This is a genomic window from uncultured Phocaeicola sp. (assembly GCF_948499155.1).
Lineage (GTDB): Bacteria > Bacteroidota > Bacteroidia > Bacteroidales > Bacteroidaceae > Phocaeicola > Phocaeicola faecalis.
Genome location: NZ_CAOOSE010000034.1, coordinates 1 through 23,579, shown reverse-complemented (window position 1 = coordinate 23,579; position 23,579 = coordinate 1). Strand labels below are relative to the sequence as shown.

The following is a 23,579-nucleotide window of genomic DNA, read 5'->3' as shown; positions in this document are numbered from 1 at the left end:
TAGTACACATAGAATTATGAGAACCGAATTAAGAGAGCAAATACTATCAGAGGAGAATATTTATAAGGCAATTTTTGCTATGGAGTCATATATCTCAGAGCGTGATTTGCTCAACCCCGAAGATCTGGATACATTTCTTCGGCTAAGAGATAAATATGACTTTAATGGCATTGTTTCAGATACTATTGAAAAATGTAAGAAAACTCTAAACCAATTACTTGATGATGAAAACGAATTGTTAGAAGTCAACGTTTTCTTTAAAATCAAGAAACTGAGTTCCGAAGGAAATACAATTGTGGAGTATCGCCCATTGCACACGGCTAGCCTCGTCAATCAGATTTGTATGGCATCAATGCTTATGCCTTTAATGTTTGACGATTCCAATGGGAAACGGAATCTATCGGAATTATCACGTATGCTACCTCATAATTTCTATGGTAATATTCCAAGTTGTAATATAGGTAGTATCTTTATGAATTGGACAGAGAAATACCGCCAATATTCTCAAATAGTAACGACTCGCTGTCGGGAATATTCCAAGACACGCGAATATGATAAAGAAATTAGTTTTGACCTTAAAGACTTTTTCCCATCTATCAATCCTTTAAAGATTCTGAATTTTATTTGGAATGCTGTTTCGAGTAAATATAAAGACAATGCTGATAAAAAGTGTCTGAAGACTATTATATCTAAACTTCTATATTTTAAAATTCCCGAGGAGAACATCCAGGGATGGAAAGATGTATATTATAAGGAGCAACAGAACAATGTAAAACCGGTTAACGGTTTCTATCCTGTCCGAGGAATAGCGCAAGGACTACCACAATCATACTTTTTTGGTAATTTATGCATGATAGAAGTCGCTGATTGTATGAGTCATGTTGATAAATTAATGGATTCAGACTCGTATTTCTATGTGGATGATTCAGTCGTATTTGCCAAGAACATTAATTCGGATTTATTTGGAGAATTAATCCAAAGACTCAATAATTCGGTTACTGAATCCCAAAAAGATTGGGAGGAATATCCAGTTATGGGGCATGATTTACTGTCGCAAGCAATGGATATAAATTATAACATACAGTTTCATCCTAATGGAAAGAGTACAATTTGTGATATAAATGACTCTTTTAAAGGTATGGATGGTCTGTTTCTAGTTCAACGACCTGTGTCAATGGGCGGATGGATAAAGGGGAATATTGATGAAGTTGATGATAACGTTGCCTTGAAAAAGCTAACGGTTTTACAGGATGTCGTTAATCTTGAGATAAATAAACTCCGTTCGAAAAGAACCAAACTTAAAGATAATTCTTATGGTGAAGAACGACTTAAGTGGCTCAGACGATACAAACGATATTTTCTATTTAGACAAAGGAAACTGCAAATTCTTTTGAATGGGAAATATGATAAGGAGCTAAAAGCGAAGTTCTATGAAACATTCAAAATTGACGATGTTACATCTCAAGATAAGACTTCAAAAGAACTAATTGATGCCTTATTTGAGGTCTTTGAGGAAGAAATATTCAAATCTGAATTTGAGTTGATTCTAAGAGATATGCCATTCAGCGAGAAAAAAGATTTCTGTGCCAAAATTCAACAATATGATATCGCTCTGTCAAAATATAATTGCAGTACTCTTAGGTCTGAAAAATACTTGTATTACCATAGAATCAGTTCGATGTTATGCAGTGCAGATGTTGCTACTGTGGACGAATATGAATCCCTTTCTCGTGTTGTACGAAGTATACGTCCTTTCCGTAACTCTGAAAGATTTGTTGAGGCTATAAAGGATACATCTTATAGTGCCAATGATGTGTGGAAATTGTTCCCATTCTTAAATTCAATCACAGGAGTGTCTGATTCCGGAAATCCATGTTTTAATTCAAAAACAGGATTTCCTTCATGGTGCGAGTTTGTTTTCAGAAATTCAGAGAACTTCAGACGTAAAATTTTGAATTGCTGTTTCTCATTCGCTTGTAACATTCAATCTGGAGATAATCTATCAATTTTGAGGTCTGACATTAAGCCAATAAAATACTATGAGTTAAGAATTATATCAATGCTCAGGAATTATCGTTTGAAAATTTGCGATTTCTTCGAGTTTGTGAGATCTCTTGATCCAAAGGATTTGAACGAGAGGATGGATATAGATCTCGGAATTCTTGAAGGGCTCGGTATATACCGTCAAAAGATTCAAGATCCTAAAAAGATTGACCGATTAATCCAAACACATAGACTTGTTAAAAGCCTTTGGCATAATGGTTCCAAATTCTTGAATGCTTATACATTACACAATCACGAACACGCTATCAATCTAATAAAAAATGTAGTTAGGCTCGTAAATAATGTGGATTTTTTGAATTTGAAGGCTAATGATTTCTTCTTGCTATTTAATGCATGTTATCTACATGATATAAGCATGGTTATACATCCGAGTGTATCCTCGTTTAACGATTCTAATGTCAAGTCTGAACAATTAATCAGTAAGTGGCTTAATCGTATGTTGACATTTAACAAAAAAATTGACAATGCCTATAAATCAAATAAATTCGCGATGGACGAGATTCATCGGATTAGGAAAGAAATGGGATTGTCTTTGATTGAGGTATTTCAAGATATTTTTGACTTCTTTGAGAACCGTGTGCGTGAACCTCACGCATATGAAAGTGCTATGTTTATCCGTCATTGGCAAGAAGATATGTTGTCTTTCCTATCAGAGCTTGAAGCTGAAACAATAGCTACAATATCAGATAGTCATGGATGGAATACAACAGATGTATATGAAATGAAATCTTCAGCGAAGGAAGAGTTAGTCAGCTTGAAGTACATGATGATTCTCATACGTTTGGCAGACTTGCTTGACTTGGCAAATGATAGAATAGATTATTTCTTACTGAAGCAAAATCGTTCGCAGATGAGTCCGGTTTCACGATACCATTGGATTTCCCATCTGATAACTGAGCGATATGAATTGGATGTTGATTACGAAATTATTAATGAAAAGGAACTTACAGATCAACCTATCCAAGAACTGATACATCTTGATATTTTCTTAAATGCAGAGATTCTTGCAAATATAGAAGTGCATAAAGAGTGTTGCAGAGGATTTCAAGCAGAACTTACCAAACGTAGAAAAAATAAGATTCCAAAGAACGATACAGAATATAAATGCCTAGAATTTAAGGTAGGGAAAGATGATGAACCCTGCTGTTCAAATATGTGCAAACGAAATGGAGATTCTCATAGTTGCCCATTCATTTGTCTATGGATGAGCGACAGGCATTGGTGGTTATTCTCTGAACTTGGCAAACTCAAACATTATCTGAATTCTGTCAATTCAAAACTGATAAAATCAGATATTTCAGTCAGATTTTTCTATAATAATAACCACAAACTTGACTCTGAGTTTTTTGACGATGTTAAGAATTATCTGAGTAGATAAGGTTAGTATTGAGGTTTATTGCAAATCTTCGTGTTTGAAGCAGAAGCTATTTCGTAATCGAGCAGCTTCGTCAATAAGTTATGAAATCAGGGACTGAACCTATATCATTCATGTATAGATTCAGTCCTCATTAAACTACTCCATTGATTCCCTTATAATTCGCAGAGTCTCTTTCTTATACTCCTTACGGTTATATTCCATACCTCTACACATCCAACAACTACACGGAGTACCCGTAGTCTTATAAACTTGCGCCCACTTTTCTTTTGCTAATTCAAACCAATGGAGATATTCATAATGACTTCCATCCTTACGGATGATACAATGCCCATAAGCGGCATAAAGAATCATACGAGCTTTAAACACACGCACCATTTGTTGGCGTCTCCAAAATTTGTTTCTTTTGTCCATCGTCTCTTTCTATTAAAGTTAGGATGAACAATGATGTTACTTTGGCGAAATTTAATATATCCATTGCACTATACTTTTAATGTTTGAAATCCATCAATATGCCACTTTTGATTTTAAGCTATTTAGTAGTTCGTCATTGAGAGACGCTATTCTTCATCATCTTCGTCCTCAAATCCTTCGGATGCATTAGCAACCAGAGCTTTCCCGATTTCCATTTGCAAGAATTTAGGAAGACGGAGCAGCTTGGACATTAACTGGCTGTAGGTGAACTCTACTTTGATATCAAGTATCGGTTCTTCTTCAATGTCTGTATCTATGCTCTTGACAATCTCAGCGCCATCAGTGAATTCGGAAAAGTCAGCTTTCTCCGGCCAGTTCTCAATCATTCCGTCATGATTGATTCTAAGTCGGATATAATCCCCGCAATCATCGGCTTCCGGTATCAGTCCGTTAGGCACATAACCTGCGATTTTGCATATCACCTGTTTGCCTTTGTCAAGCAAGAAGTATGTTCCGCTATCACACACCTTTGCTTGGAAGTATAGGCTTCCGTATTCCGGCTTCCAATTCAAAAGTTTGTGAGTCTTCAGATTTATTACCCCCGTCCACATTCCTTTAGAAACTAAGGGGTAGCTGTTTTTATACAACTCGCCAAGCCACGCATCAGTATAGCTGCACATGTCCTCATCAAACGGAATGTATATCATAAGGTAGTGGGCTACCTCGTTCAAACTCTGCTCTTTGCCCCCTGCCAATATCTGCTTTGCCATAATCTATGTAATTAAATTGTTGTCAGTAAACTCAAATCCACATCCGGAATAATCGCATCCGTAAGTTTTTCTTGTATAAGGAATCCCATGTAAAGCGGGATGGTGAGTATGTTTCCCTCACGTCCAACATTGTATTGACCCAACTTGATGGCATTGTTCACGTGATACACATCCTTGTTTTTAAGAACGGTGGTCATGCTTTTTGCTTTGCCAGCCTTTGCTTTCACTTCAAGGACAACACATTCGCCTTTGAACCTTACCAAAAAATCCAGTTCGAGACCACTCTCTTTGTGGAAGTAGTACAACCTCTGCCCGGACTTACAAAGGAAATCAGCCATGAGATTCTCAAAGATTGCCCCTTTGTAGCCTAAAAGGTTGCCTTTAAGAATGTCTATTTGTGTACCATAATTGAGCATGGCCATCAGAATACCTATGTCGATGGTATATACCTTGAAACAATCTTTGATGGCATTGCCGTCCAAAGGCAGTTCCGTTATGGATGTGTTGTAGCACCGTTGAACTATCCCGGCATCCTCCAACCATTGGATGCTACCCATGTATTGCGAGGCCCGTCCGCCTTTCTTGACTACGGAATACTGGAATTTCTTGTTCTCTTTGGCTAATTGCGTTGGGATGGACTCAAAGCATTCACGGATATGGGGCTTGTCGGAATCATCGGCATACTTCACCATATCCTCTTCGTATTCGGCAATGAGGTTACGCTGTACCTTATATATAAGTTCGATGTTCTTCGTTTCAAGGAAGCAGTTCACCACTTCGGGCAGACCGCCAACAATGACGTATCTATACAGTAGCTCCATCATCGCCTTGTGAATACCATCGGGGACAGTGGTTTCGTTCTCGAAGCAAGCTCTGACGGAGTCAATCACTGCATCATTGATACCGTTTGCCCAAAGAAATTCCTCGAAGTCCAAAGGATACATGTCTATGACCGTTTCATATCCCACGGGGACAGAATCTTGTCCTTCTTCCTCGTTTTTCTTCTTGCTTTTGCCGTAACCCTTCACGCCTAAAAGCGAGCCTGTGGCAATAACATCGAAGCGGCCATCTATATGAAACGACTTCAAGGCAGTCCTCGCTTCCTTACATTCCTGTATCTCATCAAGGATAATGCAAGTCTTTCCTTTGATGAAACGACTGCCGGGAATCAAAGCCGAGAGGTTGAGTATGATAGTATCTACATCTATGTTGCCCGTAAAGGCCGACTTCTTGTCCGGTTCAAGAATGAAGTTCATATAGACCACACTCTCATAATTCTCCTTTGCGAACTTCTGCACAATGTATGTCTTTCCGCATTGGCGGATGCCCTTTATCACAAGAGGCTTCCTGTCCTTTGCCTCCTTCCATTCGGCCAAATATGTTTCTATCTTTCTTTTAAGCATAGTTTTCCACGATTAACTCAACGCAAAAATACATTTTTTCAAGCGAATATGCAAGGTTTGTTACACTTTTCGGAACGAATGTCACCAAGAAGTGCACATTTTTCGGAGCGAATCAACAAAAAAAATTCCCCGCAAATCACCGAAATCCAAAGAAAAACACTACCTTTGTCTTCACAAGCGTTCTGTAACATCCATGCGGGAATGTCCTATCGGTCAGGGCTTTGAAACTGATGGTGGACATTCCATAAATGGGCTGGAGAGAGGCGGTACAAGGCGTATGTGCAAATCGGTGAAAGACAATGGTTTGCATTTGTCCCCATTTTCTGTGAACTTGTCAGAAGTGAGGTTGTACCGATTAAGATGAATGGTCACTGATAATCAGTGATGTGAATATGCTGCATCGGGAAGTAGTATACATAATGTATTGATAATTAATCGTTTATACATTTTACACCAAAATCAACCAACAAAATAAACAACTATAAATCAATTAATTAGCATCAAATAATAATAACATATAATCTCATTTTTGTTGCTATTTTGTTGCTCGGTAAAATTTGAGCAACAAGAGCAACAAAAACTAAATAAAATAGCAATGAAATTTAAAGCAATTTTAAATAGGCTGACAGGACTAAGCTGTCCTGTATTTGGTATATCTTGGAACCCGACAGAATCTGAGATTACAATAGCAACAAGAATTATCCGTTATTTGGAAAACAAACGAGTTCTTTTCAATCCAAGTGAGATGGAATCTCCAACATATTGTGTTAAATCTACTATTCAAATACGAGAATATCTTACATCCGAAATGCAAAATATGAATGTAGACTCGAAGTTATTTGAGTATATTAAAGCAATGCGAATAGCAGCCCGGAAGTTTACCGACAGGATGGAATCTAAACGAGATAAAAATTTTCTATATAATGCTCGACATTGGGATCACTGGGCAAGTTGGACGTTTGCATCTGCATTAGGTGAAATGAGGGGAACATTTGGCAATATGATTGCCCAAATTGCTGCAGCATACGGATTGGATATTGAAGATGATTTAGCATCTATTATTCCTGATTCAGAACAAGATAACGGAACAGAAAAATAGAAAAATTTTGTTGCTGGTTTGTTGCTCAAAAGAGTATGTTTTACAAAGTAACAGTTTGTTATACAGTAATATAATCATAGAATTTTCAAATCTTGCATCGGCAAGTAAGTGGTGATTACCAACGATTAGCATATATCATCAACGATTATTAAGGCGTTCATTTTGAACGCCTTTCTTTTTAGCCTTATAAGCGATAGTCATCGTTTATAAGGCATGATGCTCCAGAAGAAATCCATCAGACTTTTCCATTTCAGTCAGCAAATAATCTGATAAAACATGGAGATGTCAAAACTCCCCTTTTACCACCCCACCCTGGCTACAACTACCTGTAGCGAGAGTGATTTTTAGTTTATGAGCGTTTCAACACACCCGCATGATTTCCTTGAAAACCAGAAAATGCCAAGATAAAAACAAGTTCAAATTCTTATTGCAAACTTTATTTTGATCACAAGATATTCTCATTGAAACATTTATCCTTATCCGGAGTTTCAAACGAAATCTTTAGCAACATATTCAGAAATCTTTGTATCTTTCTCCATAACAAAACCTTCCTGGTCATAACCTCTGTGAAGCCTGTGAATACACTCTACAAGCGAAAGTAGCCTTACATCGGGAACTTCCATTTGTCCAAACTTACCATACTGATTATCATATCTTTCCCGGCTTCCTAATGAGATTCTAGCTTCATAGTCTTTCGGTATAAGGAACGATGCTCTTTCCCCAAGATATCGGTAATATTCACTCAAAAAAATATGCACGCCGGCAAGATCCAAATCACCAAAATGGATATAGGGGTTAGGAATGGAAAGTAACCATTCCAAAAGGTCACGGCTCTGCTCCTGCGGATATCTGGAAACAAAGAGTATTTTCGTCCCCGCGGACAGACAGGTTCCAAACAGCCATTTTTGTTTTCTGATATATCTGAAATTCTCCGGATTTTCCACACCTATAATAACAACATCTTCGGGTATTAAAAAATCATTGAAATCATATATGAAGGTGAATGTTCCGTCTTCCGGTAACAATTCAATGTGCTCTCCGGCAAGAGTGACAGATATGGAGTCATAGCAGTTGACAAGAAATCCGCGGAAAGTACGTTGCTGTCTTACCTTTGAATTCCCTGTAATCTTCACTTGCTCTGCCCTGCTCGCATTCTCTTTTTTCAGTAGGGAAAGGTATGCCTCCAGATCCCTGATGTCATAATGCGTTGCCAGATAATTTCTTAGCGATTGCTCGTCACGGGCACGATAACTCTTCCTGCTGCCCTTAGTAATAGCAACCAGTATTCCGTCAGAAATCATGCACTCAAACCATTCCCCTTTCAGGACACTGGCTGGCATAGAATCTCCATTTGCAAGCCTTATCAGCCTCTCAATAAGTGCAGAAGTCGTTTTCATCTTATAGTTAACAATGTTTTCACTACCGTATTGCTCTTTTCATCCTTGCTCAATGAATAAGTGTACTTATACACTTGGGCGTTGTATGTTGTCGGAGAGCTGTTTATAAGGAATATATTACGCACATTGGCAAACTTCAATATACCTTCCACATTATCGGGATGAAGCTTTCCTATTTCGTCCATCATGCAATGTAACTTGAAATCACCAAACCGTTTGGAGATTTTCCGCTTGAAGACATTGATTAGCATGATGTTTACCATCGATTTTACCAAAATGTCTGTACCGTCGGAGCCTACATTAGAAAGCTTCTCCACCCAGTTAGTATCGTTGTCATTTTCCTTGACTTTAAACTCAAGTTTGAATGTATCCGAGAGCGTAATTTTCTCACGCTTCTTCTCAATGTCCATCATGTCAATGAGGCTCATCAATAATTTTACCGCCTCTTCGTTTGTTCTGTTCAATGACTCTTCCGTCGAAAAGAGATTCAGGTTTCCGATATCAAATCCATGTTCTTCGTCGAATTTCTTGATATTAAGAAGCTGTTGCATCAGCCTGTCACTGCTCTCTACGGCACGAAGTTCGATTTCCTTGATTACACCGGCAAAATTATTTTCCCGGAAATCGCGGTTTATTTCATTGATTGTCGATTTGATTTCAGCATTGTGCTGATTCAAATCACCGACCTCTCTGGCAATACGCTTGATAATGCTTGCATACTGGCTACTGGTACGTGTGCGATATTCTTCAATCTTTCCATTCGAAATGAATTCGTTCAGTTCTGATGCAAATTCGGTATAATCCGACTCTGCATTGAACTCAGTCCGAAAGTGGAAAGTATTTTGAGGAGAGAAATTGCTTTTGAATATAGTCACAGCCTTTTTAAAATCCTCCATCCTTTGCTGCTGTGCAGCTATGCTGTCCCGGAGACTGTCCAGAATATCAGAAAGCTGTGCCTGCGTCTCTTTTGTTCCGGCATCGTCAATATCGACAGGACGGCTTTCGGTACTTAGAAATACCCTGACCTTTTCAATTGCCTCTTTCAGCTTTTCAGCTTCAGAACTATACGACTGGAGTTCCTCAGAGAAAAGCCGTATCTCTTTCTCCTTCTTTTCTCTCCTAAGTTCAAATTTATTCTGCAGGTCTTGCAACTTATTAAGCAACAGCCTCTTCTCCTCTTTCTTTGATGACTCCACATCAAAATACTCTTTCTTGTCGTTTTGCCAAGAGTAGAAATCAGGTCTGTGATTTTCTATAAAATACAAGTCATCATCGATAGTCTGCAATTCTCTTCTAATTTCAGACAACTTGTCAACATCAACGCCGAGACCTTTCAGTTCGGCATCCATCTGTGCTTCAAGCTCATGTTTGCGAGTTGCAGTGTCAGTTTCCTGACGTTGCACAGAAACTGATATTTCATCTTTCTTCTCCTTTGCAACGGCCTCAACTTCCTTCTTCTTTCGCTCAAATGATTTGCGCAAATCTTCCGTCTCTTTCTGCTTTTTAGAAGCCGCCTCCTGTTTTAATGTTTTTAATCGGCCTAACTGTTCCTCTATTTTTCCAAGTTTTTCTATGACAGAACCAATCTCCCGCATTCTCCATTCTTTCAGTTTAGACTGATAGTCTGCGATTCCCTTCCTATGCCGTTCAATTCGATCCGGCATCTGTCTGAGTTCTGCTTCAAGACTGATGTTTTCAAAGCGGAGGGCCTTTAGTTTTGAAGCGGGGATGCGTTCCAGTTCTCTGATATCATTATCAAGCCTCTCCTGTCTTCCTGCGATTTTGTTGTCAAGCTGTTTGAGTTTTTGCTCAAAAGTATCGATTTGAGAACGAATCTCTTCCGGTGTTTTCGCCGTTTTGGATATATTTTGCAACTCAATTCGTACCCCATACAGAGTCTCAGAGTTTATAGTCTTCTGTGGGTCAAGAGACGTACTGTAAAGTATCTCGTCATCTACAACCTTTCCTAAAGTATCTTTCCAATCAACCACGTTATTGTCCAGCCATTCAATGAATGAGCCTTTTTGTCTGTCAAGAAGTTCTTTCAGTTTATCTATTTCTCTTTTTATCCCCTCTTTGGCATGCCTTATCTCCAGAATTTCTTTTTCACAGTTATTTTCAAGTTCTTTACGTTCTGATTCTGTTTTGCTTGTAATCCGGACTATTTCCTGTTGTTTCTTTACCTGTTGTTCGGTAAGTAAAAACCTCTTTTTCTCCAACTCTTCAATCTGCGCTGTCAGTTCTTGCATTTCTTTTTCAAACGGATTGAATTGCCGGACATACTGCTCTTGAAGTCTTAGCTCTGTTTTTTCCTGTTGGACAGCCTCTATGTCTGCCTGAATGCCATCAGTCTTTTGCTGATAAGTTGAATTCAGCTCTGTCAGCCTGCCTGTGAGTTCGGTCTGAAGACCTGCGATATTCCGGGTCATTTGGCTTTCAATATCATTGATGTACTGCCCGGCCTGCAGACAGAACTCTTTAAGACTGTTGTCAAGCCCTAGTATCAATGTATCATAGCGCATCTTTACACTTTGATTTTTATCAGTAAGAATATTTTCCTGACGAACCAAAGAGTTTTTACGAATATGCAGTTCTTTTTCTTTCGAGATTTTATCAATAATTGAACTAATGCCAATCTCTGTATAATGCTGCATCTTCGCCCTTCCCTGCCTTAGGAATTCATTTACAATTGCTTCTTTACCTTTAAGGTCATCCCGCTCTTTGTTGAACTTCTCATTTTCTTCGCCCAAAAGTCTTTTTTGGCGGGCAAGTTCCTGAGATTTAATCGCAATGTTCTCTTCTATATGAGGAAGTCTTTCCGTATCACGCTCCAAAGCATAGTTCAGTTTGGCACAAAGTTCTTTAATTCTTTTCCGCACCACCTCATACAAAGAGTACTTTTCTATTACACTTTCCGCATCTGTCCTTACCTTCACCTTACCGTTTCTCTCCTTCTTAAACCACTTCCAGATGTCTTCGTATTGCTGACGGAAGTACTTGACGTGTTCCCTGTAAAAATTCAAATCTATGCTATCACCGGCAAAATCCATTGAGTCGATGATTGTATCTTTTATGACGCGTGACTCCAGACTCTGATTCAAGAAAATGTTTTGAATGGTACGCGGAACATTCTGATATCTGGAACTTTCCATCAGATTAAAGCGACGCAACTCTTTGGCTGCATTCTGTGTATTACCGTATATGATGTCCCTGAATTCCTCGTACCCTCTAATAATGTTGCTTCTGAATACCTTTGTCCCAATTTGCTCACTTATCCTGCCCCATTCATACCTGACATTATTGTCTTCCTCAACAAAAAAACGCTTCTCGTATGGACAGTCCACAATGCGGAAAGCAACCCTTCCGTTGGACGCAAAAGTCACCACAAAGAACTTCCCGTTTTCCCTGCAAATTTCATAAATGAGGTAAGAATTGGGATATGGGAAATAAAATTCGTCATAGCTTTTCTGCTTGTCCTGAGTACGTATTCCCAACTTACTTTTGTCCACATTGTAAAAGAACAAAACGGCACGGAGCAGAGTGGATTTTCCCACACCCTGAGTACCGATAAAATGAACGTTTCCGTCAAGCTTGACTTCTGCATAAGGAATGTGTGCACTGTTTATGAATATTATCTTATTCAGGTATCTCATCTTTCACCTCCTCGTCAATGTTTATACAAGATATTATCTGTTCTATATAATGGAATGCCGAAGTAATCTGGTACCTTCCTTCCGATTCGTTTGTCTGTTCGGCAAATCCCATATTTACCATATTATTCACCAGTGCCTCCAGTTTGTCCCTATTGGACTGTTTATCCTGAAATAACCTTGAAAGTTTTTCTTTCAGTTCAAGGTCGGACGAAACCCTTATTTCCATTTGTGCCAATGAAAATTGGGTTCCTGCATCAAATGTTGTATCGTATGTTTTCAGAAAGTCCAAGTAGTCAATCCAAGAAAAAAGAGACTGCAGTTTGTTCTCAATATTTACTTTCGCTTCTTTTCTGCTGAAATAATAGAATCCGTCTCCTGCCGAAAGATTGAAATCAATCAGACGGAAATAGTCTTCATATTCTTGCTGACATTCTTCAAGGTCGTTGTAAATAGCCCTGATTTCAGGGTCAATGCTATTGCCCGAAATAAATTGCCCTTTAGACAATCTTTGAAAAACTTCACTGGTATATTTCATCTTGAGTAGATTAGGGGGTATTCAATATTATTTATTTTTTTTATCTCAGACGAGTACTTTAATTGTGCATCATACTGTGATGCCAATTGAAGGAATAGCACAAGTCGCGTTTCTTCATCTGCCTGTATAGAGAATTCATAATTCCACACATAATTAAAGAGATCAGCACTCTGTGCAAAGAAACCATTCATTATTTCAGCGTGGTTGAACATCCGACTTGTCTCGTGGTTTTCTGAAAGATATTTATCATCAATTCTGTCGGCAAGTCTTGCTCTAATGGTGCTCTTCTTTGACAGCCGGCCTCTTATATTCCTTAGTATATCAAGGGCAGAATCATCATTCCTCAGAAAGTCAAGCGATACTCTGGTTATGTATTTAGGCTGCTTTTCCATCCACAAATCATTAGTATGGGCAAGCATATTCTTGACATCTGTGCTTTCTTCTATCATCAGCTGATCTCTCATGTATTTCAATTGTCTGATTTTCTTAACGAGTCTGCTCTGATATTCTATCTTGTTCAGATAGTCGATAATCTGCGCTGAAATGGCTATCAGTGCATGGGCTGAATCGTGCAATCCTTCTTTTACTTCGCTGATAGTCTGTTTCAGGCCAATATCCATTGCTGCGTTGGCAAAGAATATTGTTTGTTCATCCATTACTTTTTCAGTCTGTCTTACAAGTTCTGCTATTATCCTGTTTTTTTCATCAAAGTCTCGTAGTCTCAGCTCTTTTATTTTGAAATTCGGTTCCTGTTTGTAAGTTTGCTCAACATTTCTTTTCAGGTCAACGACATTTCTTCTGGTAGCGTTTTCAATACTTTTGAATATATGACGTATTTCCCTCAGATATTGTGCTCTTCTTGCCGGAGTGTCTGCAGCTAAAAAAGAATCCATACTCAGCTTCAGTTTTGAAATGTAAGTCTGAACGGAGGCAATGTTTATATCTTCGTTTACTGCCAGCACCTCTTCAAAAAATATTCTGTAAGTTTCACCCAATTCAAGTGTGTCTCCGGCCTGCGTAATGACTCCGTAACTTATAAGGTGCTTCAGCTTGTTTTCGTCTCCATCCAGGGTTTCGACGGCATCGTTATATTGTACCGATACGGTCTTCCGCTTGAAGAACATATCGTTGAGCAGTTTTGCTCCCTGCTGAAGTCCTCTTGTCAGTTCTTTTATGGAATGATATGTTGGCATAAAAACTATCCGCTAACTTTTTTAATTGTTTTATGAATCTCACTATAAGGGTCACGTTCCTGATATTTCCCGACCGGTTTGGCCACGTAATATGATTCCATATTCTTACTTCCGTCGGCCTCGCAACTTAATACAGCTTCATCTCTGAATGAAAACATGCCCTTGAAGCTAATTTTTACCATCATCTCTAATCTGCTTTGCTACAAAGGTAATAATAAATTTCAATTACACGCATACCGGATGTCATCTTAAAATGCCAGCACCTACCATCAGCCATGTTTAAGCCTAAATTCTGTTGATATTTGTCATTGATTCGTGTTTTCATGCCAAAAATTCTTCCAGAAATGAACTCGGCAAAATAGTAACGACGAAAATTTAAAATTTGACGAAACCCCACGCACCAAAAACCTGGAAGAGTTTGGGGCACATTGTCTTCTTGGGGATTTAAATAGCACATCACCCAACCAAGGGAAGGGTAAGCCGTTTCATAGGGTCAGCCAAGGCCTTTTAAACGGAAAATTATTACAGTCTACTACGGCAGACTGTACAGACCGTTACGGTGGACTGTACGGTCTACCGTAACGGACTGTACGGTCCATTGCCGGAGACTGTAGTAACTCGACTGACAGACAGGCATAATCGAAAGGACGAAAACGCTTAGGTCGGCTAATGAAACGACTTAAGGAGTTCAAAACGTATGAAGAGTTAAAAAAACGGAGGAGACAACATCCGGTGACAGGTATTTGCTTGATATGTTCAATCCCCAAGAATAATAACTGACCCAAGACTTTTCAAAAAAGGTCTTGAAGTTTTTCAACTAACTCTTCCATTATCCTTGTGATATGAAAAGCTAATTCAAAGAACGAAACTCATTAGGGGTATATCCCGTTACCCGTTTAAACATCCGGCTTAAATGTTGCGGATATTGAAACCCCAGTTCGTAAGCAATCTCACTCGTTGTCTTGTTTGTGCCAAGCAAGGTCTCTTTAGCCCGCCCAATCAGTTTGTTCTGGATATATTCCGAAGCGGTCTGTCCTGTCTGTCTTTTTATCATATCCCCGAAATAATTCGGAGACAGAAATACTTTATCAGCAAAATATTTGACGGTCGGCAGACCTTCCTGTAAGGGGGCATCGCTGTCGAAATACTCATCCAGCAAACGCTCGAAACGAACGATAACATCTTTATTCACCTCTTCACGTGTCGTGAACTGACGCTCGTAGAAACGCATGCAGTAATCGAGCAACAGGCCGATATTTGCACAAATCAACCGACGGCTGTGCCTGTCTATGCTGTGTTCCAACTCCACCTCGATTTTGTGAAAGCAATCCATGACAGTGCTACGCTCCTCTTCCGAAAGATGTAAAGCCTCACGGGTTTCATAAGAAAAAAACGAATAGTTCTTAATCTCCTGACCAAGTGCCGTACCCCTTATCAGGTCAGGATGAAACAGAATACCGTGGGCGTTTGGACGAGCATTTTTTTGCATCTCGACCTCCGCTACCTGACCGGGAGCGAAACTGACTATCGTACCTTCCTGATAGTCGTAACTCTGACGTCCGTACATGATGTTTCCACAGTAGGTGTCCTTCAAATAAAGAGCATACACACCATAATTAATCTTGAAATGTTCCGGCCACTGCGTCGCCTTCGACAAATCAACGACACTCACCAAGGGATGCCGCGTTTCGAGTCCGAAAAGTTTGTTGTACTTATCTACCTCATCAAGTTTTATAACTTCTTCCATAAGCCTTTCCTTTATTTCTTTTGAGCAAAAGTAATTCATTTGATTTGAATTACATACGACTTTATTGCAGAATCGAGGATTTGGGTATGAATATCCGTAAATCGTATACAAACCGGCTTATTCAATCACGGTAAATTTGCAATCAGAAAATGAACAATGAAAAGACAGAAGATGATGGATTGCAGAAACTTTCTGAAAACCGCAGCGAGTTTTACACTCCTCGCTATCGGAGCTACGACCGGCATTTCCCAGGTATTTGCCGATGCCCTTTCATCCCTTGTAATGGGAAAATTGTCGGACGGAAACACACCGGACATTGATAGCACGATGGAGTATCGTAAGCTCGGAGGGATGAAGGTATCGGTTATCGGATGGGATTGCCTGCCGATGGTCAGCTATTACAGCAGGAAATATGACAAACGGAAAATGATTACTCTGATTCGTAGGACATACGACAAAGACGTTAAGAAGAGAGCGTTCAGTACAGCTTAATAATTTCATACAATAAAAACGACTATGAACAAGATTCTTTTAATTTCAGTATTCAGCATTTTAACACTCAATGTTATGGCACAGGAAAAGATAGTACAGACAGCAGGGCGTACCCAATTGGGTGAGTTTGCCCCCAAATTTGCGGAACTTAACGATGACGTCCTCTTCGGCGAGGTATGGAGCCGCACTGATAAACTTGGTCTGCGTGACCGCAGTTTAGTAACGATTACCTCTCTTATCAGTCAGGGCATCACAGATAATTCACTCGTGTTCCATCTCCAGTCGGCAAAGAAGAACGGTATTACCCGCACCGAGATAGCCGAAATCATCACCCATATCGGTTTCTATGCAGGCTGGCCCAAAGCATGGGCCGCGTTTAATCTGGCCAAAAGTGTATGGGCGGAAAATACAGCCGGTGAGGACGCCAAAGCAGCTTTCCAGCGTGAGATGATTTTCCCTATCGGCGAACCGAATGTGGCATACGCCAAGTATTTTATCGGAAACAGCTACCTCGCTCCCATTTCACATGAGCAAGTGAACATTTCCAACGTTACCTTCGAGCCTCGTTGCCGTAATAACTGGCATATCCACAAAGCCACAAAAGGCGGCGGACAAATGCTCATCGGTGTGGCCGGACGCGGTTGGTATCAGGAAGAAGGCAAACCGGCAGTAGCAATCCTGCCCGGTACAGTCATTCACATCCCTGCCAATGTAAAACACTGGCACGGAGCGGCTGCCGACAGTTGGTTTGCTCATTTAGCTTTCGAGGTTCCCGGAGAAAAAACTTCTAATGAATGGCTTGAACCGGTAACGGACAAAGAGTATGATAAGCTTGAAAAAGAATAAGATATGACAACAAATGAATTCAAGGAATATGTAAAAATGCGCAAGGCGCTCGATACAGAAAAGATACACCATTTTATGGACGATATGAGCAACGAAGCCAGACGCATCACTTTCCGGCTGAATACGGCATACCATACACCGGAGGAAGTGCGTGAATTACTCTCTGAGTTGTTCGGGTATCAAGTGCCGACGTCACTCCGGGTATTCCCACCATTCTATACTGATTTCGGCAAAAATATCGCTGTAGGCGAAGGAGTGTTCATCAATGCTTGCTGCCATTTTCAGGATCATGGCGGCGTGACCATTGGCGACGGATGCCAAGTCGGACATAATGTGGTTTTTGCAACACTCAATCATGGCTTGGCTCCGGAAGAGCGTAAAACAACTTATCCGGCACCTATCGTGCTTGGCAAAAATGTATGGATAGGTTCCAATGCAACGATTCTACAAGGAGTAACAATCGGTGACAATGCTGTCATCGGTGCCGGTGCGGTTGTTGCAAAAGATGTGGAGGCAAATACAGTTGTAGGAGGTGTCCCTGCCAAATTTATTAAATCTATAATATGAAAGTGATATCAGATGTAGAATTCGGAGATGAGCGACCTTCATTCGAGTCGCACAAGTCCGATTGACCAGTGAGAAATGAATCATCAGATGCTGTACACGAACATGATAAAATCAAGTAAGAGGAACGTGGCAGAAGCCGTTTCTATGTGAAACTTCAAGAATATGTCGCACTTCCCCTCCCCATTCTATCAAGTAGTGTATGGAGTTGTCTATCATGACAAAAATAAGAAATATTCAAAACCAAAGTAAAATGAAACAGATTATCTTGATTATTATGAGTTTGCTTACCTTCAGTTGCTCATCAAAAGCACAAAAACAGACAATGGATACCGGTACACAATCCGATAAGAAAATCCTCGTGGCCTATTTCTCTTGTACCGGAACAACGGAAAAAGTAGCCAATGCCATTACCCAAAGAGTCAACGGTAAACTTTACCGGATTACCCCGGCTACAGCCTACACTTCTGCAGACCTTAATTGGAATAATAAAGCAAGCCGCAGTTCTGTAGAAATGGCCGACCAAAATTCACGCCCCGCATTGAGCGGAGAAGCGCTTGACCTGAAAGACTATGATGTGGTATTCCTCGGTTATCCGATATGGTGGAATGTATGTCCACGTCCGGTCAATACATTCCTTGAGAAATACGACTTTGCTGGAAAGACCGTCATTCCTTTCGCCACTTCCGGTAGCAGTTCGATAGCCAACAGTGTAATCATACTCAAAAAGCTTTATCCAAAAATCAAATGGGAAGAGGGCAGATTGTGTAATGGAAATATCAAACAAGCCGAAGATTGGGCTAAGCAAGTTATCAAATAGCCGCAGGAAAGAGCTTAGAGTTAACCACCTGAACAGCATGATGGCGAACATGGAAAATATCCCATAATCATGAACCTGACTATGCTTTTTATCGGTGGTATCGGCATGCAGGAAGTACTGCTGGCCGCATTGATTGTGCTACTGTTTTTCGGTGGCGAAAAGATTCCCGAACTAATGAGAGGAACCGGCAAAGGCATGGGGGTGTGTCGAAACTCTCATAACCTAAAAATCACCCTCGCCACAGATAGTTGTAGCGAGAGTGATTTCAATAAAAGGGGAGTTTCGACACATCTCCACACTATAAAACAAGAGACAGACGAGACCAGAAACGTAGGGAAGAATAAGTGATGGCTACCCAAACAAACATACAAGCTTTTTAGTCACATCCTCCTCCACGTTCCGCATCTCCGTATTCTGTCTTGCCACCTGACATGAATTAAGATTTCATCAGAGTTTCTTTGTGTTTTGCCTTAAACAGTTGATAATCCTTATCATTAAACTGTACCTTCATATTCTCCAATATGCGTTTTTCTGTTTCCGGACTCCAATAAACCTTCAATTTACTCTTTGCCCGGGTTATAGCCGTATAGAAAATATTATGGCTGACCATCTCTTCTATTTCACTTGTAATCACCACCTTCACAGACTCATATTCCAAACCTTGCGCTTTATGAATAGAAATAGCATACGCCACCTGAAAAGGTACCACATTCTCCACATTATCATTATCATCATTTCCATCTCCGCTCCGACCGACTTTAAATCGAATGACCGATGTCTCATCTGCTACGGATTCTTTCAATTCCAAATCAAAGCCAATTACATCCAGTTCATTCAGAACAGTATAGACCTCTATTGTAAAATAAATGCAATCTTCTTCCTCTTCAATCTGTAAAATCTTACCCTTTAAATTATTGTAAACTAAAGGAGCAAACCTATTTGATTCATTAAACAATACCGGGTCTCCTACTTTATAAGTCTGTACTCCCCAGCTGATGGAAGGATTAGTATTATTGCTCTGTAGAAATTTATTAATATTGTTTATGCCATAAATGCCATCATAATTCAGGCAAAGTACAATTTCATCTTCTTCTGTTCTCGAAAATATAGATTCGTCTAATGTAGATGAGAGACCATTTCTTGTTATAAACTCCAGTCTGTCTTCAGTAATCTCGCGCACCTTATTCCATACTTCTATCAATCCTTGAACAGTAGTGCGGTGTGGATGTGTTAACTCGACCACAGAATCCTTAGGCATCATCTTATATGCAATATTAAACCAGTTTCCGAATAAAATAGATTCAATCTGATATATATCTCCTACCAACACCAATAATTTAAACTGGGCCCGTTGCAATACATGAACCATATCCCGATTGCTAATTGTACTACATTCATCCAGACATAAAATATCGCAATCATTTGGAGCATCTTTTGAAAGAAATCTTGTAATAGTCAGGAAATCTGCGTGTTCGGCAGTGACCTTCCGACGCAGGTTCTCAACAGCCGGATTGGTATTGGCCAAGAATATTTTCTGCTTATCTTTAAATAAAGAAGATATATAGTTAATCATCGTCGATTTGCCTGTACCCGCCGATCCATATATAAAAGCCACTTTCGAATTCTTAAATAAATTCCTCAAAGCATTTTTTTTCTCATCACAATCAATAAGCAGCCCTGAATTTTTCATCCAAAGATCTACCGAATGGATATAATTCTTAATTCCAGATGCAGTGTGTTTTTTCAATTCGGAGATTATTTCACAAACATTATCGTCATATTCTTTGATATAAAAATGATTCTTAAATATCTCTATTCTTGCATACTGATGCCCATGGTATAGCACATTATTGTACTTTTCCGCCAGTCCTTTCGGATTTTTAAAACTGACGATATCCGTCTTCGAAGTATAGAGAATCCCTCTCTGCTCCGTATTATTTTTAATCAGCCTTGCAAATAATTCATGAGTTCGTTCTGAAGAATCTATACAATCCAATAAATCTACAATGGGCGGATTATGATTTACCAAAGAAAAGTTAAATGGGATGTTGCTAAATGGAACACATTGTACCTTTAAATACAGATTAGACAATAATGAACAAGGGAATTTATACAACTGATTCTTTATGACCTTATTATTCAGCCTGTAAAGCAAATATCTAATTACATTAACGCCTTGAGACTGTTCTTGAATAATATTTCTGCATCGCCTTAAAAGCTCACTTATCAACAAACTTCTGGCTTCTTTTTGTAAAACACCTTCAAAATGTTCATAGTATGTATCAGACAAATCCAACAACTCCACTATATTCATACGTGTTACCGTCAGATAGTTCATGAGATTAACATATTCTTTTATTTCCTGACAATTGATATCATAACCAAGTATCTTTGAAAAATTCCTTATCTCACAATACCTAATAGACACCTGCCAATCAACAATGATGATAATAGGCATATTTCTTGTTAACACTTTGATAGAAGTTTCAATCCAATGAAGCTCTACAGCATAATAATCCGACAACTCCAAATGGGTAAAGGCAATTATTCTATCAAATTTACTTGATTTATCATGAGCAGGAATAAATGTCACCTCATAATAAATTTTATCATTTACGATAATCGTGCGTATCTTTTCTATATAAAATCTACCATGATGAACATTGGTGGATAAGCTTCCCCTGTGCTCTATAGCTTGTGCTATGGCTTTATAATATAAAGTAAATGTTTTATCTGTATTCAAAGGAAACCGACTCAAATTTGCCAAAAGCTTCATTCCGAATTTCTTTTTCATAAAAGTTCGGATTCGCAACAGATATTCATAATACTTCAACATCAGTCTTTCTGAGCTGTCAGGATCTAACGTGTAATGAGAAACCGAAATTTGCAACAGCTTATGAAACTGACTTAAAAAACGATATTCTCCCTGCAATGCTTTTACATAACTACAAGCAGCCCGAATGGTATCATAGTCCTTTCCTTGAGGTGTACCACCCAAGGAAAGGTAAACTTTCACAAAGATATTCTCTACAAAATTACGTAATTGAGACAATATATTCTGTGATAATAGACCTCTTTGGTCAGTTGTAAAAGATTCAATATTTTTACAGATTACATCATCGCATGCATATATGGCTTTATTTACATCAAACATAATCTACTCATTTTTATATGTTTTCAATATGGTATCAGAATTGCAATATAGTAATAATTTTCATATATCCCAATCTAACTACATGAATATCTGATAATTCACCAATGATTAGTTTTCAGTTATTTCGGGAGCCCGAAGTTGCCAGAAAGCTACGGCAGCAGCTGCTGCTACATTAAGCGAATCCACTCCGTGTGCCATAGGAATGCGAACTACATAGTCAGTTTCTGCAATTGTTGCTAGAGGAAGCCCTTCCCCCTCAGTACCCATCACGATAGCCAGTCGAGGCTCAGTCGCCAGAGAAGGGTCATCTATGGAAATGGAATTATCCGTCAGTGCCATAGCAGCAGTCTTAAATCCCAACCGCCCCAAATCACGAATCGTACCGTCCATCCACGTCCAAGGTATCAAGAAAACAGACCCCATAGATACTCTTACTGCACGACGGTTCAGTGGATCACAGGAACTGCGCGTCAACAATACGGCATCAATCCCAAGTGCCGCTGCCGAACGAAAAATAGCTCCGATATTGGTACTGTCCACTACGCCGTCAATAACAACAATGCGTCGGGCATTCCGACAGACCTCCTCCACACTCCGGAGTACAGGACGACGCATGGCGCATAACACACCACGTGTAAGGACATATCCCGTCAGTGTCGCCAATAGTTCCCGATTACCTGTATAAACAGGCACATCACCACAACGCCCAATAATATCGGCTGCATCACCTATGATATGTTTGCGCTCGCACAAAAAAGCAATAGGTTCATATCCGGCATCCAAAGCTCTACTGATAACATTGGGGCTTTCGGCTATAAACAAACCCTTACCGGATTCCGTTCGCCTACGCAACTGAGCTTCCGTAAGCGTACAAAAAACCTCTACGCCGGGATGCTCCAATGAAGATATTTCGATAACAGGCATATATTTCTATATTTTTTAATTCACTATCTTTTTATTGTCGGTTCATACTCTCCGTTACGGCTACTTTTATCACTCCATCTTCCTTATTCTCAAAAAGACGATAAGCCTCTTCTATCCGGTCTAACGGAAAACGATGCGTAATGAGCGGAGTGGTGTCTATCTTTCCCTCTTCTATTAAATGCAGAATCGTAGCACAATCACAACCATCTACACCTCCGGTCTTAAAAATCAGGTTCTTGCCATACATATCCGGCAAAGGTAAAATTTGAGGACGATCATAAAGTGCCACAATAGTAACAATGGCATTAGGACGAGCACACTCCCATGCCAGCCGAAAAGTCTCTTCTCCCCCAGCGACCTCCAACACTACATCAGCACCACCATAAGAACTGTTTCGGAGCACAAAATCCTTACATTCACCGGGAGTGACAACCTCTACCTGCGGATAATGCTCACGAACAAAACGAATCCTTTCCTCTGCCTTCTCACAAACAATGATACGCTGCGGTTTCTTCAACATCACACAAAGCAATGTACAAATTCCCGTAGGGCCCGCACCAATGATAAGAACTGTATCCTTCTCGGTTATCTCTGAAATACGAGCAGCCCAAAAACCTGTAGCAAGAACATCTCCCACCAACAAGGCTTGTTCATCAGTTACCGTTTCGGGTATACGGTTCAGCCCACTATCAGCATAAGGCACACGTACATATTCAGTCTGACCGCCATCAATACGGCAACCCAATGCCCAACCTCCATTCGAATCAGTACAATTGTTAACATAGCCATGTCGACAGAAAAAACACTCACCGCAAAAAGTTTCTACATTAACGGTTACTCGGTCACCCGGCCTCACCGAAGTGACATCAGCACCCGTCTGTTCCACAACACCCACCATTTCATGTCCTACTGTTATACCGGGAACAGCACGAGGAACACTTCCATGCTTTATATGCAAGTCACTGGTACAAATGCTACTAAGGGTAACACGTACAATAGCGTCACGAGTGTCTTTCAACTCAGGTTTCGGTTTCTCTATAAGTTCAAATTTACCTTGTTTAATATAGGTGTATGCCAACATAGTATTTCAATTTTAGAGATTATACACTATAAATACAAAAAGCCTCCG

19 protein-coding genes are annotated in these 23,579 nt (G+C 39.7%); 7 read left to right on the top strand and 12 right to left on the bottom strand.

Going from position 1 to position 23,579, the window contains the following annotated elements:
• The first annotated feature begins 16 nt into the window (after positions 1-16).
• The gene (locus QYT14_RS17040) at positions 17-3,442 is read left to right on the top strand and encodes a hypothetical protein (RefSeq protein ID WP_288326144.1); all 3,426 of its coding nucleotides are present in this window, start codon (positions 17-19) and stop codon (positions 3,440-3,442) included.
• Between the two features lie 135 nt (positions 3,443-3,577).
• Here the strand turns inward: QYT14_RS17040 and QYT14_RS17035 are convergent, their stop codons facing one another.
• The 3 genes from QYT14_RS17035 to QYT14_RS17025 all read right to left on the bottom strand — a co-directional run bounded on the left by QYT14_RS17035 (position 3,578) and on the right by QYT14_RS17025 (position 6,026).
• Positions 3,578-3,853 carry a hypothetical protein gene (locus QYT14_RS17035; RefSeq protein ID WP_258972463.1) on the bottom strand — a complete coding sequence of 92 codons (276 nt, stop codon included), beginning with the start codon at positions 3,851-3,853 and terminating at the stop codon, positions 3,578-3,580.
• A gap of 146 nt (positions 3,854-3,999) precedes the next feature.
• Complete coding sequence (locus QYT14_RS17030; protein ID WP_258972461.1) at positions 4,000-4,623, bottom strand: hypothetical protein; 624 nt, start codon at positions 4,621-4,623, stop codon at positions 4,000-4,002.
• An 11-nt stretch (positions 4,624-4,634) separates the two neighbouring features.
• Positions 4,635-6,026, bottom strand: coding sequence for an ATP-binding protein (locus tag QYT14_RS17025; RefSeq protein WP_258972459.1), 1,392 nt, complete (start codon positions 6,024-6,026; stop codon positions 4,635-4,637).
• Between the two features lie 595 nt (positions 6,027-6,621).
• On the opposite strand from QYT14_RS17025, the gene QYT14_RS17020 reads away from it, so the two are divergent.
• Positions 6,622-7,125, top strand: a complete 504-nt coding sequence (locus QYT14_RS17020; RefSeq protein ID WP_288326142.1) for a DUF6650 family protein — start codon at positions 6,622-6,624, stop codon at positions 7,123-7,125.
• Between the two features lie 488 nt (positions 7,126-7,613).
• Here QYT14_RS17020 and QYT14_RS17015 read toward each other — a convergent pair whose 3' ends face one another.
• From QYT14_RS17015 to QYT14_RS16990, 6 genes are all read right to left on the bottom strand, one after another.
• Positions 7,614-8,522, bottom strand: a complete 909-nt coding sequence (locus tag QYT14_RS17015; RefSeq protein ID WP_288326141.1) for a hypothetical protein — start codon at positions 8,520-8,522, stop codon at positions 7,614-7,616.
• Positions 8,519-12,175 (bottom strand): ATP-binding protein, encoded by a 3,657-nt coding sequence (locus tag QYT14_RS17010; protein WP_288326140.1) that lies wholly within the window; start codon positions 12,173-12,175, stop codon positions 8,519-8,521. Before QYT14_RS17010 ends, QYT14_RS17015 begins: the two co-directional genes overlap by 4 nt.
• Positions 12,159-12,710 carry a hypothetical protein gene (locus QYT14_RS17005; RefSeq protein WP_237038623.1) on the bottom strand — a complete coding sequence of 184 codons (552 nt, stop codon included), beginning with the start codon at positions 12,708-12,710 and terminating at the stop codon, positions 12,159-12,161. The genes QYT14_RS17010 and QYT14_RS17005 overlap by 17 nt, the downstream gene beginning before the upstream one ends.
• The gene (locus tag QYT14_RS17000) at positions 12,707-13,903 is read right to left on the bottom strand and encodes a hypothetical protein (protein ID WP_288326138.1); all 1,197 of its coding nucleotides are present in this window, start codon (positions 13,901-13,903) and stop codon (positions 12,707-12,709) included. Before QYT14_RS17000 ends, QYT14_RS17005 begins: the two co-directional genes overlap by 4 nt.
• A 5-nt stretch (positions 13,904-13,908) precedes the next feature.
• Positions 13,909-14,088, bottom strand: a complete 180-nt coding sequence (locus QYT14_RS16995; protein ID WP_288326137.1) for a hypothetical protein — start codon at positions 14,086-14,088, stop codon at positions 13,909-13,911.
• A 665-nt stretch (positions 14,089-14,753) separates the two neighbouring features.
• Positions 14,754-15,650, bottom strand: coding sequence for an AraC family transcriptional regulator (locus QYT14_RS16990; RefSeq protein ID WP_237038626.1), 897 nt, complete (start codon positions 15,648-15,650; stop codon positions 14,754-14,756).
• A gap of 156 nt (positions 15,651-15,806) precedes the next feature.
• Between QYT14_RS16990 and QYT14_RS16985 the strand changes: the two genes are divergently transcribed.
• From QYT14_RS16985 to QYT14_RS16965, 5 genes are all read left to right on the top strand, one after another.
• Positions 15,807-16,142 (top strand): hypothetical protein, encoded by a 336-nt coding sequence (locus QYT14_RS16985; RefSeq protein WP_288326136.1) that lies wholly within the window; start codon positions 15,807-15,809, stop codon positions 16,140-16,142.
• A 24-nt stretch (positions 16,143-16,166) separates the two neighbouring features.
• Positions 16,167-16,988, top strand: a complete 822-nt coding sequence (locus QYT14_RS16980) for a carboxymuconolactone decarboxylase family protein (protein ID WP_237038628.1) — start codon at positions 16,167-16,169, stop codon at positions 16,986-16,988.
• A 3-nt stretch (positions 16,989-16,991) separates the two neighbouring features.
• Positions 16,992-17,555 carry a sugar O-acetyltransferase gene (locus tag QYT14_RS16975; protein ID WP_288326134.1) on the top strand — a complete coding sequence of 188 codons (564 nt, stop codon included), beginning with the start codon at positions 16,992-16,994 and terminating at the stop codon, positions 17,553-17,555.
• Positions 17,556-17,805: 250 nt separating this feature from the next.
• Positions 17,806-18,372: a flavodoxin gene (locus QYT14_RS16970; protein ID WP_288326132.1), complete on the top strand. Its 567-nt coding sequence runs from the start codon at positions 17,806-17,808 to the stop codon at positions 18,370-18,372.
• A 69-nt stretch (positions 18,373-18,441) separates the two neighbouring features.
• A complete protein-coding gene (locus tag QYT14_RS16965; RefSeq protein ID WP_288326130.1) occupies positions 18,442-18,720 on the top strand; it encodes a twin-arginine translocase TatA/TatE family subunit in 279 nt (92 codons plus the stop codon).
• An 88-nt stretch (positions 18,721-18,808) separates the two neighbouring features.
• On the opposite strand, the gene QYT14_RS16960 is transcribed toward QYT14_RS16965, so the two are convergent.
• The 3 genes from QYT14_RS16960 to QYT14_RS16950 form a co-directional block, all read right to left on the bottom strand.
• Positions 18,809-21,526, bottom strand: coding sequence for an ATP-dependent RecD-like DNA helicase (locus QYT14_RS16960; protein ID WP_288326128.1), 2,718 nt, complete (start codon positions 21,524-21,526; stop codon positions 18,809-18,811).
• A 108-nt stretch (positions 21,527-21,634) separates the two neighbouring features.
• Entirely contained in the window at positions 21,635-22,450 is an 816-nt protein-coding gene (locus tag QYT14_RS16955) for an RNA methyltransferase (protein WP_237038633.1), read from the bottom strand.
• A 31-nt stretch (positions 22,451-22,481) separates the two neighbouring features.
• Entirely contained in the window at positions 22,482-23,531 is a 1,050-nt protein-coding gene (locus tag QYT14_RS16950) for an alcohol dehydrogenase (RefSeq protein WP_288326124.1), read from the bottom strand.
• Positions 23,532-23,579 lie beyond the last annotated feature (48 nt).

What these genes read in the sequence shown, in the direction of transcription:
- QYT14_RS17040 (WP_288326144.1), top strand. Translation starts at nt 17, where the DNA reads ATGAGAACCGAATTAAGAGAGCAAATACTATCAGAGGAGAATATTTAT.
- QYT14_RS17035 (WP_258972463.1), bottom strand. Translation starts at nt 3,853, where the DNA reads ATGGACAAAAGAAACAAATTTTGGAGACGCCAACAAATGGTGCGTGTG.
- QYT14_RS17030 (WP_258972461.1), bottom strand. Translation starts at nt 4,623, where the DNA reads ATGGCAAAGCAGATATTGGCAGGGGGCAAAGAGCAGAGTTTGAACGAG.
- QYT14_RS17025 (WP_258972459.1), bottom strand. Translation starts at nt 6,026, where the DNA reads ATGCTTAAAAGAAAGATAGAAACATATTTGGCCGAATGGAAGGAGGCA.
- QYT14_RS17020 (WP_288326142.1), top strand. Translation starts at nt 6,622, where the DNA reads ATGAAATTTAAAGCAATTTTAAATAGGCTGACAGGACTAAGCTGTCCT.
- QYT14_RS17015 (WP_288326141.1), bottom strand. Translation starts at nt 8,522, where the DNA reads ATGAAAACGACTTCTGCACTTATTGAGAGGCTGATAAGGCTTGCAAAT.
- QYT14_RS17010 (WP_288326140.1), bottom strand. Translation starts at nt 12,175, where the DNA reads ATGAGATACCTGAATAAGATAATATTCATAAACAGTGCACACATTCCT.
- QYT14_RS17005 (WP_237038623.1), bottom strand. Translation starts at nt 12,710, where the DNA reads ATGAAATATACCAGTGAAGTTTTTCAAAGATTGTCTAAAGGGCAATTT.
- QYT14_RS17000 (WP_288326138.1), bottom strand. Translation starts at nt 13,903, where the DNA reads ATGCCAACATATCATTCCATAAAAGAACTGACAAGAGGACTTCAGCAG.
- QYT14_RS16995 (WP_288326137.1), bottom strand. Translation starts at nt 14,088, where the DNA reads ATGATGGTAAAAATTAGCTTCAAGGGCATGTTTTCATTCAGAGATGAA.
- QYT14_RS16990 (WP_237038626.1), bottom strand. Translation starts at nt 15,650, where the DNA reads ATGGAAGAAGTTATAAAACTTGATGAGGTAGATAAGTACAACAAACTT.
- QYT14_RS16985 (WP_288326136.1), top strand. Translation starts at nt 15,807, where the DNA reads ATGAAAAGACAGAAGATGATGGATTGCAGAAACTTTCTGAAAACCGCA.
- QYT14_RS16980 (WP_237038628.1), top strand. Translation starts at nt 16,167, where the DNA reads ATGAACAAGATTCTTTTAATTTCAGTATTCAGCATTTTAACACTCAAT.
- QYT14_RS16975 (WP_288326134.1), top strand. Translation starts at nt 16,992, where the DNA reads ATGACAACAAATGAATTCAAGGAATATGTAAAAATGCGCAAGGCGCTC.
- QYT14_RS16970 (WP_288326132.1), top strand. Translation starts at nt 17,806, where the DNA reads ATGAAACAGATTATCTTGATTATTATGAGTTTGCTTACCTTCAGTTGC.
- QYT14_RS16965 (WP_288326130.1), top strand. Translation starts at nt 18,442, where the DNA reads ATGAACCTGACTATGCTTTTTATCGGTGGTATCGGCATGCAGGAAGTA.
- QYT14_RS16960 (WP_288326128.1), bottom strand. Translation starts at nt 21,526, where the DNA reads ATGTTTGATGTAAATAAAGCCATATATGCATGCGATGATGTAATCTGT.
- QYT14_RS16955 (WP_237038633.1), bottom strand. Translation starts at nt 22,450, where the DNA reads ATGCCTGTTATCGAAATATCTTCATTGGAGCATCCCGGCGTAGAGGTT.
- QYT14_RS16950 (WP_288326124.1), bottom strand. Translation starts at nt 23,531, where the DNA reads ATGTTGGCATACACCTATATTAAACAAGGTAAATTTGAACTTATAGAG.